Annotated in this window: 10 protein-coding genes; 5 read left to right on the top strand and 5 right to left on the bottom strand. The window is 72.8% G+C overall.

Features of this window, described 5'->3' with window-relative positions:
- The first annotated feature begins 178 nt into the window (after positions 1 to 178).
- Complete coding sequence (locus tag JOD64_RS08575) at positions 179 to 1,660, top strand: sugar transferase (protein WP_204941747.1); 1,482 nt, start codon at positions 179 to 181, stop codon at positions 1,658 to 1,660.
- A 10-nt stretch (positions 1,661 to 1,670) separates the two neighbouring features.
- On the opposite strand, the gene JOD64_RS08570 is transcribed toward JOD64_RS08575, so the two are convergent.
- The gene (locus JOD64_RS08570; RefSeq protein ID WP_204941746.1) at positions 1,671 to 2,801 is read right to left on the bottom strand and encodes a PP2C family protein-serine/threonine phosphatase; all 1,131 of its coding nucleotides are present in this window, start codon (positions 2,799 to 2,801) and stop codon (positions 1,671 to 1,673) included.
- A gap of 58 nt (positions 2,802 to 2,859) precedes the next feature.
- Here JOD64_RS08570 and JOD64_RS08565 point away from each other — a divergent pair, with 58 nt between their 5' ends.
- Complete coding sequence (locus tag JOD64_RS08565) at positions 2,860 to 3,525, top strand: MarR family winged helix-turn-helix transcriptional regulator (protein WP_239559458.1); 666 nt, start codon at positions 2,860 to 2,862, stop codon at positions 3,523 to 3,525.
- Between the two features lie 65 nt (positions 3,526 to 3,590).
- Here the strand turns inward: JOD64_RS08565 and JOD64_RS08560 are convergent, their stop codons facing one another.
- Both JOD64_RS08560 and JOD64_RS08555 read right to left on the bottom strand, forming a co-directional pair.
- Positions 3,591 to 5,219 carry a SpoIIE family protein phosphatase gene (locus JOD64_RS08560; protein ID WP_307813298.1) on the bottom strand — a complete coding sequence of 543 codons (1,629 nt, stop codon included), beginning with the start codon at positions 5,217 to 5,219 and terminating at the stop codon, positions 3,591 to 3,593.
- A 163-nt stretch (positions 5,220 to 5,382) separates the two neighbouring features.
- On the bottom strand, positions 5,383 to 6,621 hold the full coding sequence (locus tag JOD64_RS08555; protein ID WP_204941745.1) for an ROK family transcriptional regulator: 1,239 nt from the start codon (positions 6,619 to 6,621) through the stop codon (positions 5,383 to 5,385).
- A gap of 78 nt (positions 6,622 to 6,699) precedes the next feature.
- Between JOD64_RS08555 and xylA the strand changes: the two genes are divergently transcribed.
- The 3 genes from xylA (at position 6,700) to JOD64_RS08540 (ending at position 10,836) form a co-directional block, all read left to right on the top strand.
- The gene (gene xylA / locus JOD64_RS08550) at positions 6,700 to 7,887 is read left to right on the top strand and encodes a xylose isomerase (protein ID WP_204941744.1); all 1,188 of its coding nucleotides are present in this window, start codon (positions 6,700 to 6,702) and stop codon (positions 7,885 to 7,887) included.
- Positions 7,888 to 7,896: 9 nt separating this feature from the next.
- Positions 7,897 to 9,324, top strand: coding sequence for a xylulokinase (gene xylB / locus JOD64_RS08545; protein ID WP_204941743.1), 1,428 nt, complete (start codon positions 7,897 to 7,899; stop codon positions 9,322 to 9,324).
- Positions 9,325 to 9,417: 93 nt separating this feature from the next.
- Positions 9,418 to 10,836, top strand: a complete 1,419-nt coding sequence (locus tag JOD64_RS08540) for an MFS transporter (protein WP_204941742.1) — start codon at positions 9,418 to 9,420, stop codon at positions 10,834 to 10,836.
- 149 nt (positions 10,837 to 10,985) lie between these two features.
- Here the strand turns inward: JOD64_RS08540 and JOD64_RS08535 are convergent, their stop codons facing one another.
- Both JOD64_RS08535 and JOD64_RS08530 read right to left on the bottom strand, forming a co-directional pair.
- Positions 10,986 to 12,659 carry a glycoside hydrolase family 13 protein gene (locus tag JOD64_RS08535; protein ID WP_204945972.1) on the bottom strand — a complete coding sequence of 558 codons (1,674 nt, stop codon included), beginning with the start codon at positions 12,657 to 12,659 and terminating at the stop codon, positions 10,986 to 10,988.
- 35 nt (positions 12,660 to 12,694) lie between these two features.
- A complete protein-coding gene (locus JOD64_RS08530; RefSeq protein ID WP_204941741.1) occupies positions 12,695 to 13,741 on the bottom strand; it encodes a LacI family DNA-binding transcriptional regulator in 1,047 nt (348 codons plus the stop codon).
- Positions 13,742 to 13,778: the final 37 nt, after the last annotated feature.

The following is a 13,778-nucleotide window of genomic DNA, read 5'->3' as shown; positions in this document are numbered from 1 at the left end:
TCGACGGTAGGGCGGGCCCCTTTTTGGCTCCCACGCTGAGAAATAAGTGACGGCAATACGTCCGAAGCAATCGGCCGTCATGGTTACCGAGGCAGGATGTCGACTGTTCCGGCATTGTCGGTCCGCCTCCGGTCCGACCCTGTTGGCCGGGGCCATCCTGTACAGAGTGGGAGGGCCGGTGACCGCGGCGACACTGTTGACCCCCGCCACGTCCGTTGAGCCGAAAGGCCGCCGTGTCGGGCTGGTGGCGCGCTCCGACGAACGGTCCTACGTGCGGGTCCTGGTGGTGCTCGACACCAGCGTTCTCATCATCGCGCTGCTCATCGGGTACGTCACCCGCTTCGGTGACGGCGACTCGGGCGGCTCGGAGATCCCGTACGTGCTGGTTGCCCCCGGGTTGGTGCTGGCCTGGCTGATCTCGCTCAAGGCACTCGGCTGCTACGACGACCGGGTGGTCGGCTACGGTGCCGACGAGTATCGGCGGGTCAGCTCCGCCAGCCTGCGACTCGCGGGTGCGACCGCCATCATCGGCTACATCGCCGACCTCGGCGTCTCCCGGGTCTTCCTGGGCATCTCCTTCGCGGTGGGCACCGTCGGGCTGGAGGTGGCGCGGTTCGTCGTCCGCAAGCGCCTGCACCGGGCCCGACGGGTGGGTGCCGGCTGGTCCCGCAGGGTGCTGGTGGTCGGCGACACCGCCCACGTCCTGGAGTTGGTGCACACGCTGCGCCGCGAGCCGTACGCCGGCTACCAGGTGGTCGGCGCGTGCATCCCCGACGTGCTGCTCGCACCGGTGGCGCAGCGACTGGGCGACGTACCGGTGGTGGGATCGTTCCGAGGTATCCCGGAAGCGGCCACCGCGATCGGCGCGGACACTGTCGCCGTGACCGCCTCCGGCGAGCTGACCGCGGCCCGGTTGCGCCGTCTCGGCTGGCAGTTGGAGGGGACCGGCGTCGACCTGGTCGTGGCACCCGCGCTGACCGACGTCGCCGGCCCGCGGATCCACACCCGCCCGGTCGCCGGCCTGCCGCTGATCCACGTCGAGGCACCGGAGTTCCGCGGTGCGCGCAAGCTGGTGAAGGGCCTCGTCGACAGGTCCGCCTCGTCGCTGGCGCTGGCGCTGCTGCTGCCGCTGATCGCGTTGATCGCCCTCGCCATCAAACTGGACAGTCGGGGCCCCGTGCTGTTCCGACAGATCCGCGTTGGCCGGGGCGGGCATGAGTTCGGCGTGTTCAAGTTCCGCACCATGGTGGTGAACGCCGACGCGCTGCTCGCCGAGCTGACCGCGCGCAACGAGACCGACGGCCTGATGTTCAAGATGCGCCGGGACCCCCGGGTCACTCGCGTCGGCCGGCTGCTGCGCAAGTGGTCGCTGGACGAGTTGCCGCAGTTGGCCAACGTGCTGTTGGGTCAGATGAGCATGGTCGGGCCCCGCCCGCCGCTGCCCTCCGAGGTGGCCCGCTACGACGGCGACGTGGCCCGGCGGCTGCTGGTCAAGCCTGGCATGACCGGCCTGTGGCAGGTCAGCGGCCGTTCCGACCTGAGCTGGGAGGACGGCATCCGGCTCGATCTCTACTACGTGGAGAACTGGTCCCTCGCCGCCGACCTCACCATCCTGTGGAAGACCTTCGGTGCGGTCCTGAACGGTCGCGGAGCGTACTGACCACCACCGGTCACGGTTGCGGACCGTTCCAGTCCAGGCAAACGACCACCGCGTCGTTGACCAGGTCACCAGCCACGAACGCACGAAGGTCACCGATCAGGGACCGGACGGCGTCCAGTGGCGCCATCGGGCCGGTGCGCCGCAGGAACCGGTCCAGTGCCGTCTCGCCGTAGCGCACGTTCTGCCCGGTGGCCTCCAGCACCCCGTCGCTGACGACGAAGAGCCGGTCGCCGCGCTCCAGCGGGAACTTCTGCTCGTGGTAGTCGGTCGCCTCGAACATGCCGAGCGGGAACTGCGCCTCCAGGGGCTGCTCGGTGACCTCGCCGTCGCGCAGCAGGACCAGTCGGGGTGACCCGGCGTCGACCACGGTCATCATCCCGGAACGCAGGTCCAGTTCCATCAGCAACGCCGAGAGGTGGCGCTCGCCCCGGTACAGGTCGTAGAGGGCCTGGTCGGCGAGGGCGCTCTGGTCGGCCAGGCTCAGCCCGGCCCGGCGCGCGTTGCGCAGCGCGTGGGTGGCCAACGAGGTGAGCAGGGAGGCGGAGACACCCTCACCGGTGCCGTTGATGGTGGACAACCAGAGTCGCTGCCCGTCGTCGGACCAGTCGAAGCTGCCGCCGCGCACCGCGTACGCCGGCTCCAACTGGCCGGCCAGACTGAACGAGGGTCGGATCCGGCTGCGGCCGGGGAGCAGGTCCCACTGCATCTCGGCGGCCAGGGTGAGGCGCTGGGCGCGCCGTGCCGCCCGGTAGACGTCCGTGCCGGCGGAGACCGCCGCCAACTCGTGGGCGAGCGCGGTGGAGATGTCGGCCAGCGCGGCGAGGACCTCCCGGTCGTCCGGCACGGGCGACAGGCACAGCACACCCCGACGCTCGCCACGCATGCTGACCGGGAACCAGGCGGTGCCGTCGGTGAGTATCGGCGACTGGTGGTCGAAGGCGCGCCAGGCGGGGTGCCCGGGGCTCGTGATCGGATCACCCTCGGTGAGCGGCAGGAGTTCGGAGAGCCGGTAGTCGACCTGGTACAGCTCGACGTCGGTGATCCCGTACGACCGGACGAGCACATCCCCGACCCCACCGACGAGCCGGTCGGCTGGTGTCTCGTTCAGGGCACGTCGTGCCTGATTGACCGGTTCGCTCATCGTCACTCCCCTGCTGAAAGCTCGACGACCAGTGGGCTCGGAGTAGTCTCGGGCCACCATGACCGAACTGAACGGTCCGAGTGACCCCGAGAAGAGTATGGCTGCCGCGTTGGACGAGGCGGCCGCTGCCCTGTTGGGCATCTGGGAATCCGCCCGGGAGGGGACCGCCAACCGCGTCTCCGGCGCCCAGTTACGGGCGGTGATGGTGGTGGAGCAGCACGACGGGATCAACCTGCGTCGGCTCGCCACGCGGCTCGGCATGCTGCTCAGCTCCGCCAGCCGCCTCTGCGACCGGTTGGTTGCCGCCGGCATGCTGGAGCGCGAGCCGGGCCGGTTCGACCGGCGGGAGATCTCGCTGCACCTCACTCCCGACGCCCGTCGACTCCTCGCCGAGTTGCGGGCCGACCGTCAGGCGCAGCTTGCCGCCGTGCTGGCCGCGATGAGCCCGGGAGGCCGCGACGCTCTGCTGAGCGGAATGCGGGAATTCGACGAGAGCGCTCGCCGTCAGCAGGCGCAGAGCGCTTCGGCGCCTGGCGAATCGGCGGGGCAGGGCGAGTGGCCGGACGACCCGGACCGGCCCACCGTGCGGTCCAGGGACTGGTCGGTCGATCCGGACCGGCAGGCCCGCGCGGTGTGGGCGGGCCCAGCGGGCGGCCCGGAACGGTCGATCGGCAGCAATCGGGACTGGCCGGCCGGTGACCCGCCGGTGGCGCGGACCGCCTGAACGACCGTTCGGGCCGACACTCCGGCACCGGTCGGGGCGGCGGCCACCCCGTCGGCAACCAGGGGCTACGCGCCGAACCCGTCGGTTACACCGGCGTCGACGCCCACGGCCAGCATCGCGATGTCGTCGTGGGCCTGCCCGTCCAACCAGTCGTCGACCGCCTGGAGCACCCGGTCGATCAGCGCCGCCGGCGGCCGCCCGGCCGCCGACGCGAGCGCGGCGCGCAGCCGGGCCGCGCCGAACATCGCCCCGTCGCGCGGGCCGCGCGCCTCGGTCACCCCATTGGTGTACGCGAGCAGCAGGTCACCCGGGTCGAGGTGCACCCGTGCCTCGGCGAATCGTGCGACAGTCAACGCGCCGACCGGCATGCCACCGACCGGGATCGGGGTGACCGTGCCGTCGGCGGTCACCAACATGGGGGCCGGGTGGCCCCCGCCGGCGATCCGGGCGTCCGCCCCGGCCGGCCCGCAGTCCAGCGAGCCGAGCAGCAGGGTGGTGAACTGGCTGCGTCCCGCCGCGTCCGGCGCGTCGAACAGCGCCCGGTCGAGCAGGTGGATCAGCTCCAGCGGACGCTGCTCGACAAGCCGCAGCGTCTGCAACGACTGGCGGACCCGGCCGGTCAGCACGGCCGCGCCCACGCCCCTGCCGCACACGTCGCCGAGCGCGAACAGGGCGCCGCGAGGGTGCGGGAACACCTCGTAGAAGTCGCCGCCGATGTGCAGGCTGTCCCCGGCGGCCCGGTAACCGCCGGCCATGGTCACGCCGGGCACGGTGGGCAGATCGGGCGGGAGCAGACTCGCCTGCAGCACCCGGGCCAGGTGGGCCTGCTCGGCGTGGAGATCGGCGGTGGCCAGCGCGGCACCGGCCCGGGCGGCGAACTCGCGGGCCAACTCGACGTCGCGCCGGTCGAAGCCCGCCCGCCCGGCTCGGCGGATCAGCAGCAGAGCACCGGCCGACCCGCCGGCGCTGAGCAGCGGGCAGACCAGCACCATGCCCGGCGGGCCGAACCCGGGCGGCAGCATGGTGGCCAGGTTGGCAGGCTCGGCGTCCAGCCAGGGGACCGGCTCGGTGAGGTCGCCCGCCAGCGCCTCGGCGAGCCCGGGCACGGTGCTGGTCAGTGCCGCCCCGGCCAACCCGGTGACCGGGGCCGGCTCACCGTCGGCGTACCGGATCCAGCGGGCGTGCGGCTCGGCCGGCACGGTCGGTCGAGGCAGCGCCACGGCGATGTCGGCCAGGTATGGAACGGCGAGGGTGGTGGCGGCCAGGAGCACCTGGTCCCGCTGCAGGGACAGCCCGAGCTGGCTGCCGGCCTGGGCGAGGAACGCGGTGCGGGAGCGCTCGGCACGCAGGGCATCGGCGCGGGCGTGCTCCTCGGTCACGTCACGGATGTACCAGGCGTACCCGGAGCGGGCGAGGTGCCGTCGGGCGCCGCGCAGCCGCCGGCCGTGGTGGTCGGCGTCGAAGCGGTCGGCGTCGCCGGCGACCGCCTGGGCCAGGGCCGTCACCGGGCAGCTGGCCAGCTCGGTGCCGGTGGTGACCTCCGGGAGCAGCTCCGTCGCCATGGCGTTGGTCAGGGTGACCTGGCCGGTCTCGTCCGTCGTCAAGACGGCCTCGGCGAGCCCGTCGAGCAGCTCGCGGGCCAACCGCGAGTCGGCCGGCAGCGCGGTGCCGCTGGGTTGCCGGGTCGTGGTCACCGCCGGACGCCGCCTCGCGTCTGACGACCTGTGCGCATGCTGCTTCTCGACTCCTTACCGCGGATCGCTGCCCGCAGTGCAAGGCTACCGATCCGCTCCGACAGGCGCCCAGCACGCAGGGCGTCGAGCAGCCCGAGCGGGCCAGTCAGCGCATCGGCGTCGGTCAGCCGGAGCGGGCCAGCCAGCCGGCGGGCTGGGCGATGATCCGCCGGGCCACCGAGCCGGCGGCACCCACCGCAGCGGCCTCCGCGCCGAGCGTCGACGGCCGGACCGTGACCGGTGACCACGCGGCGGTGAGCACCCGGCCGGCGATCTCGGCGAGCACCGGCGGGCAGAGCCAGGGTGCCAGCGCGGCGTAACCGCCACCGAGCACCACGGTGTCCAGGTCGAGCAGGTTGACGACGCTGGCCACCGCGACTCCGAGTGCCGTCCCGGCGTCGTGCAGCGCCCGCAGCGCGTCCGCGTCGCCGGCCTCGGCCAACTCGGCGAGCCGCGCGGTCGCGGTGTCTGCGGGGAGCTCCGCCCGGGCCAGCCCGGCGGCGGTCACGATTGCTTCCTGGCCGGCGTACTGCTCCAGGCAGCCCTGCCCGCCGCAGCGACACGGACGGCCTTCGGGGTGGACCGGGAGGTGCCCGATCTCGCCGCTCCAACCGCGGACGCCGCGGAAGAGTGCCCCATCCAGCACGATGCCCGCGCCGATGCCGACCTCTCCGGATATGTGCAGGAAGCTGGACGGGCCGGGCGGCCGGGAGTGCAGCTCGCCGAGTGCGGCGAGGTTGGCCTCGTTGTCCACCACCAGTGCCGGGATACCGGGCACCTGCTCGATCAGCGGAGGATGCTCGGCGAGCAGCGCGGGCACCGGCACGTCGCGCCAGCCCAGGTTCGGCGCGAGCCGGACCACTCCGGTGTCGTCCACCAGGCCGGGCACCGCGAGCGCGGCCCCGATCAGGGTGAGGCCCTGCTCGGCAGCGTCGTCGCGGGCCGCTCCGGCCATCTCGACCAGCTTGGCCAGAGCGTCGGCGGGGGCCACCGGGCGCAGGTCGGCCCGGTGCACGGTGCGATGCCGGACCTGGCCGGTGAGGTCCACCACGCAGACCGTCAGGTAGTCGACGTTGACCTCCAGGCCGAGCCCGGCCGGTCCCTGGTCGGCGAGGACCAGCCCGCGTGCCGGGCGGCCGGCGCCGGCACGGGGTGCCGGGTCGGACTCGCTGACCAACCTGCCGGCGAGCAGGTCCTCGACCACCGCGGACACGGTGGCTCTGGTCAGGCCGGTCGCGGTCGCGAGGTCGGCCCGGGAGGGAGGTCGGTGGGCTGCCGCGATCCGGCCGAGCACCAGGGCGAGGTTGAGCTCGCGCAGACTGCCCTGACGAACTGCGCCGGCCGGAGCGCGGGTGAGGGTCACCCCTTGACAGTGCCATACGGCGGGCAAATAATTCAATGGCTGAACAAATAGCGGACAACACCACCCCGGAGGTCGCTCATGGCACCCCGTCCCACTCCCGCCGACAAGTTCTCCTTCGGGCTCTGGACCGTCGGCTGGCAGGCCCGCGATCCGTTCGGTGACGCGACCCGCCCCGAGCTCGACGCGGTCGAGGCGGTGCACCGACTCGCCGAGCTCGGCGCGTACGGCATCACCTTCCACGACGACGACCTGATCCCGTTCGGGGCCGACGCCGCCACCCGCGACCAGCACATCGCCCGGTTCCGCAAGGCCCTCGACGAGACCGGCCTGGTGGTGCCGATGGTCACCACCAACCTCTTCACCCACCCGATCTTCAAGGACGGCGGCTTCACCAGCAACGACCGCGACGTCCGCCGGTACGCGCTGCGCAAGGTGCTGCGCCAGGTCGACCTGGCCGCCGAGCTGGGCGCGAGCACCTTCGTCATGTGGGGTGGCCGCGAGGGCTCCGAGTACGACCTTGCCAAGGACGTCCGCGCCGCCCTCGACCGCTACCGCGAGGCCGTCGACCTGCTCACCCAGTATTCCATCGACAAGGGCTACAACCTGCGGTTCGCCCTGGAGCCCAAGCCCAACGAGCCGCGCGGCGACATCCTGCTGCCCACCATCGGGCACGCGCTCGGCTTCATCTCCCAGTTGGCCCACCCGGAGCTGGTCGGCCTCAACCCGGAGGTCGGCCACGAGCAGATGGCCGGGCTCAACTACGCCCACGGCATCGCCCAGGCGCTCTGGCAGGGCAAGCTGTTCCACCTGGACCTCAACGGCCAGCGCGGCATCAAGTACGACCAGGACCTGGTCTTCGGTCACGGTGACCTGATGAACGCGTTCGCCCTGGTGGACCTCCTGGAGAACGGCGGCCCCAACGGCGGGCCGGCCTACGACGGGCCGCGGCACTTCGACTACAAGCCTTCCCGAACCGAGGACATGGACGGTGTCTGGGCGTCGGCGGCGGCCAACATGAGCACGTACCTGCTGCTCAAGGAGCGGGCCGCCGCGTTCCGCGCCGACCCCGAGGTGGTCGAGGCGCTCGCCGCCAGCAAGGTCGGCGACCTGAACACGCCGACGCTCGGCGACGGCGAGGGCTACGAGGAGTTCCTGGCCGACCGGTCCGCGTTCGAGGATGTCGACGTCGACGCGGTTGCCGCGCGGGGCTTCGCCTTCGTCCGGCTCAACCAGCTCGCCGTCGAGCACCTGCTCGGCGCCCGCTGAGGCCCCGCCATGCCGTTGGTCGCAGGCGTTGACTCGTCCACCCAGTCCTGCAAGGTGGTCATCCGGGACGCGGAGACCGGTGCCCTGCTCCGGCAGGGCCGGGCACCACACCCGGACGGCACCGAGGTCGACCCGGAAGCCTGGTGGCAGGCGCTGCGCAGCGCCGCCGACCAGGCCGGCGGGTTGGCCGACGTGGCGGCGATCTCCGTCGCCGGCCAGCAGCACGGCATGGTGTGCCTCGACGAGGACGGCCGGGTCGTCCGCCCGGCACTGTTGTGGAACGACACCCGATCCGCCGACGCCGCCGCCGATCTCGTGGAGGAGGCCGGCGGCGGCGCGGTCGGGCGTCGGTTCTGGGCCGAGGCCGCCGGCAGTGTGCCGGTCGCCAGCTTCACCATCACCAAACTGCGGTGGCTGGCCACGCACGAGCCGGAGCTGGCAGCCCGGGTGGCCGCCGTCTGCCTGCCGCACGACTGGCTGACCTGGCGGTTGGCGGGCGCGCCGGGGTTGGGCGCGCTGCGCACCGACCGGGGTGATGCCAGTGGCACCGGTTACTGGTCGCCGGCCACCGGCGACTACCGACTGGACCTGCTGGAGCGGGGCTTCGGCCGGCAGTTGGTGGTGCCCGAGGTGCTCGGTCCGGGGGAGTCGGCGGGAAAGCTGGCCGACGCGCTGGGTGGGTCGGGCGGCGCGCTGCTCGGCGCGGGCACCGGGGACAACGCCGCCGCCGCGCTCGGCGTCGGTGCCGGGCCGGGTGACGTGGTCGTCTCGATCGGCACCTCCGGCACCGTGTTCAGCGTCGCCGACGTGCCGGCCGCCGACGAGAGCGGAGCCGTGGCGGGCTTCGCCGACGCGTCCGGTCGCTTCCTGCCGCTGGTCTGCACGCTCAACGCGGCCCGTGTGCTGGACGCCGCCGCCGCGATGCTCGGCGTCAACCTCGACGAGCTGGCCGAGCTGGCCCTCTCCGCGCCAGCCGGGGCGGACGGGCTGGTCATGGTGCCCTACCTGGAGGGTGAGCGGACGCCGAACCGGCCGCTCGCCACCGGCGCGGTGCACGGGCTGACCCTGCGCACGTCGACCCCCGCGCACCTGGCACGGGCCGCCGTGGAGGGCATGCTCTGCGCGCTGGCCGACGGCCTGGACGCACTGACCGCGCAGGGTGCCACCGTCCGCCGGGTCATCCTGGTCGGCGGCGGAGCCCGGTCGGCCGCGGTGCGTCGGATCGCGCCGCAGGTCTTCGGCTGCCCGGTCGTCGTGCCGCCGGCCGGGGAGTACGTCGCCGACGGCGCAGCCCGGCAGGCCGCCTGGGTCGCCCTGGGCGGTCCCACGCCGCCGACCTGGGCGGTCGAGGGCACCGAGGAGTACGCGGCGGAGCCCGTCCCCGCCGTGCGCGACCAGTACGCCGCGGCTCGCGGGTTGGTCCTCGACCGACGCTGAGGCGCGGGATCGACGCGGGTGGGTGCCGGTGGAAACCGACCGGCACCCACCCGCGTGACGACCTCCGCAACGGAGTCTGGTTGGCTGCCCGTCATGACGGTGACCAGTGGCGGGCCCGGCCGAGGCGGTGGCCCGGGGCACCGGTTGTACAGCGTCGTGGTGTTCGTGCTGCTCGCCTCGCTGGACAACGTGGCGATCGGGCTGGTCCCGCCGCTGTACGGCCCGATCTCCGACGCCTTCGACGTGTCGGGGCGGCTGCTGGGTCTGGTCACCGCGGTCAGCTTCCTGGTCAGCTCGGTGGCGGCGGTCGGCTGGGCGTACGTCGGCGACCGGACCAACCGCAAGCCCCTGCTCATGGTCGGCACGCTGCTCTGGGCGGCGGGCACCGGTGGCAGCGCGCTCGCCGGTGGCTACCTGACGTTCCTCGCCGCACAACTGGTCGCCGCAGTCGGCCTCGGTGCGGTCGGCTCGGTCGGCTTCTCGGTGGTCACCGACCTGATCTCACCGACCCGGCGCGGGTTGGTGATGAGCTTCTGGGGGCTCTCCCAGGGCGTCGGTACCCTCGCCGGCACGCTCGTCGGCGGGCTGCTCGGGGCAACCGACTGGCGACGGCCGTTCCTGACCCTGACCGGCGTCGGCCTGGTCGCCACCCTGGCCTACCTGTTCACCTACGACATCCGACGAGGGCAGAGCGAGCCGGAGCTGGCCGACAGGTTGGACGCCGGCGCCGAGTACGACTATCGGATCAGCCGCGCCGACCTGCCGCGCATCCTGGCCCGACGGACCAATCGATGGCTGATCCTGCAGGGTCTGACCGCGCAGGCGGCGTTCGGCTCGCTGGTGTGGCTGCCGGTGCTCTTCGCCGAGCGGGCCGAGGCCCAGGGCTACTCGACGTCGACCGCGGTGGTGGTGGGCAGCGTCTTCGCCACGCTGTTCCAGCTCGGCGGGGTGCTCTCCATCGTCGGTGGGCTGATCGGCGACGCGGTGCAGCGGCGTACCCATCGGGGGCGGGCGTTGGTCGCCGCGGTCGGCATCCTCGCCGCGCTGCCGTTCTACCTGGTGCTGTTCTTCGTCCCGGTGACCATCGACGTGCCGGACGGCGCCAGCGGCGGTGCGGTGGTCGGCGCGGTGCTGGCCAGTGTGTTCACCGAGCCGTCGGTGGGGCTGAGCCTGCTCACCGCTGTCGTCGCGCTCGCACTGACCTCGGCCAACTCGCCGAACTGGTTCGCGCTGATCGCCGACGTGAACCCGCCCGAGCACCGGGGCACGGTCTACAGCCTGGGCAACCTGGTCAACGGGATCGGTCGCGCGGCTGGCAACGGGTTGGTCGGGGTCGCGTTCCAGGGGTTGCGGGCGGCATTCCCACCGCCGTTGAACTTCGCGGTCGGGCTGGCCGCGTTCCAGCTCTTCTTCATTCCCACCGGCGTCATGTACTGGCTCGCCTCGCGGACCTCACCAGCGGACATCGACAACGTGCACGACCTGCTGCAAGCCCGCGCCGACCGCCTCTGACCCGCGCCGCCCACCCCGCGCCGCCGGCCCCGTCCTCACGCGCGCCTTGATCCGCACAACATCAGGGAAAGTGCTGCCTCGGGCGAGCGTGAGGGGCCAACATCCCTGATGTTGCGCGGGATGTTGGCCCCTCCGGGCTCAGGGCAGGGTCAGCCGCGCAGCCAGACGGTCACGTCGGTCGGGACCGCGCCGTCGTCGTCCAGTGGTGCGCTGGTGGCGAGCACCTCGGCACCGGTCGGTACCGGCACCGGGGCCGCACCGAAGTTGGTCAGCACGGTCAGCCCCGCGTTGCGGAAGGTCAGCACCTCGTCGCCAGAGGACACCCACTCCAGGGTGCCCCGACCCAGCCCGTGGTCACGGCGCAGCCGCAGCGCGGCACGGTACAGCTCGTACGTCGAGCCGGGCACGTCGCGCTGGCGGTCCAGCGCGTACTCCGCCCAGAGCGAAGGCTGCGGCAGCCAGCTCGCGTCGGTCGGCCCGAAGCCGTAGGACGGGGCGTCGGCCTCCCACGGGATCGGCACCCGGCAGCCGTCCCGGCCGCGCTGGGTGTGCCCGCTGCGCGCCCAGGTCGGGTCCTGCCGGGCTTCGTCGGGCAGCGTGGTGTGCTCGGGCAGCCCCAGCTCCTCGCCCTGGTAGAGGTACGCCGAGCCGGGCAGGGCGAGCATCAGCAGGGTGGCCGCCCGGGCCCGGCGCAGGCCGAGCGCGGCGTCCGGCTGCGGGTCGCCGATGCCGATGCCGTTGGGCCGTACGGTGCCGATCGGCAGGCCGAGCCGGGAGGCGTGCCGCACCACGTCGTGGTTGGACAGCACCCAGGTGGTCGGCGCGCCGACCGAGTCGGTCGCCTCCAGCGAGCGGGTGATCACCGCGTACTGGGCCGGGGCGGTCCACGCGGCGAGCAGGTACTCGAAGTTGAAGGCCTGGTGCATCTCGTCCGGGCGGACGTAACGTGCCAGCCGCTCGGCGGGCTCCACCCATGCCTCGGCGACCAGCACCCGCTCGCCGGGGTAGCTGTCGAGAACCTGCCGCCACTGCCGGTAGATCTCGTGCACGCCGTCCTGGTCCCACATCGGCGGGCGCGGTTTGTCGACCTCGTTGCCGGAGAGGATTTCCTGTGGCTCCTGCCAGTCGGCCAGGTCGGCCTGCTTGATCAGGCCGTGCGCCACGTCGACCCGGAAGCCGTCCACCCCACGGTCCAGCCAGAACCGCAGCACGTCCAGGAACTCGGCGTGCACCTCCGGGTTGTCCCAGTTGAGGTCCGGCTGACCCGTGTCGAACAGGTGCAGGTACCACTGGCCTGGTTGCCCGTCGGGGTCCACCGTCCGGGTCCAGGCTGGGCCGCCGAAGACGCTCTGCCAATCGTTCGGCGGCTGGTCGCCGGCCGGGCCGAGGCCGTCTCGGAAGATGTACCGCGACCGCTCCGGGCTGCCGGGCGCGGCCGGCAGTGCCGCCTGGAACCAGCGGTGCGCCGAGGAGGTGTGGTTCGGAACCAGGTCGACGATCACCCGCAGGTTGCGGGAGTGCGCGTCGGCGATCAGCTTGTCCGCGTCGGCGAGGGTGCCGAACAGCGGGTCGATGTCGCGGTAGTCGGCCACGTCGTAGCCGGCGTCGGCCTGCGGCGACGGGTAGAAGGGCGAGAGCCACACCGCGTCCACGCCCAACTCGACCAGGTGGTCGAGGCGTGCGGTGATGCCGGGCAGGTCACCGATCCCGTCACCGTCCGAGTCGGCGAACGAACGGGGGTAGATCTGGTAGATGGTCGCCTCGGTCCACCAGCCGGTGACCGGGTGACCGGAGGGGGTCTGCTGCGTCGGATCGGTGTTCAGGGTCGTCTCCCGTGTCGAGCTGTGGGTGGTGAAGTTCAGTGTGCCCGGGGCGGTGCGGTCGAGTCCCGGACCACCAGCCGAGTGGGCAGGATCACCGGCGTGTCGCAACTGGCGCTGCTCTGCCGCACGGTGGCTCCCAGCGGTCGGGCACCGAGCGGGTCGAGCAGCATCCGGGCGGCCAACCGGCCCTGCTCGGCGGCGGGCTGGGCGATGGTGCTGAGCCCGAGCACGCCGGCCAGGTCGTGGTCGTCGATGCCGATCACACTGACATCCTGCGGCACCCGCAGCCCGGCGTCACGCACTGCGGTCATCGCACCCATCGCCATCTCGTCGCAGGCAGCGACGATCGCGGTCGGTGGTTCGCCGCGGGCCAGCAACTCGACGGCGGCCCGGTTGCCGCCCTCGATCGTGAACGTGGACTCCACGTCCAGGCTCGGGTCGGGCCGCAGGCCGGCGGAGCGCAGCTCCTCCTGGTATCCGCGGCGTCGGTCGAGGTGGGTGGTGAAGGCCAACTCGTCGTCCGGGTCGCCGGAGATGTGCGCGATGCGGTGATGGCCGAGGTCGATCAGGTGCCGGGTGGCGGCCCGGGCGGCCGCCACGTCGTCGATCCGTACGCATGGCCAGTTGGGCACCCTGCTCCCCGAGCTGATGGTCACGCCGGGCAGCTCCAGGGTGGCCAGTGCGGTCAGGTCGGCCGGCCGCAGTGGTGTGGCGACAAGCATCATGGCGTCCACCCGCTTGTGCAGGTTGGCCGTCCGCAGGACCCGCTGGCGGACCTGCTCCCGGCCGCCCAGGTTGTAGAGCAGCAGGTCGTAGCCGGACTGGTGGAGGTACTCCTCGACCGACTCGACGACGGTGCTGAAGAACCAGCGGGTGATCCGGGGGACCACCACCGCGACGGTGCCCGTCCGGCCACCGGCGAGCCGGGACGCGCTCGGTGAAACCTCGTAGTCGAGCTGCTCGGCGGCGGCGAGCACCCGGCGCCGGGTGGCGGCCGAGACCGTCGGCAGTCCGCGCAGGGCCCGCGAGACGGTGGCCGTGGATACCCCGGCCAACCGGGCGACATCATCGATCCTCGTCACGCTTCCCCCGCTCGGTGCCCGGCTCGTCCACCGCCGC

It is taken from the genome of Micromonospora luteifusca (assembly GCF_016907275.1).
GTDB lineage: Bacteria > Actinomycetota > Actinomycetes > Mycobacteriales > Micromonosporaceae > Micromonospora > Micromonospora luteifusca.
Note: the sequence above shows the minus strand (reverse complement) of the source record. Positions and strands in the feature narration are given on the sequence as shown.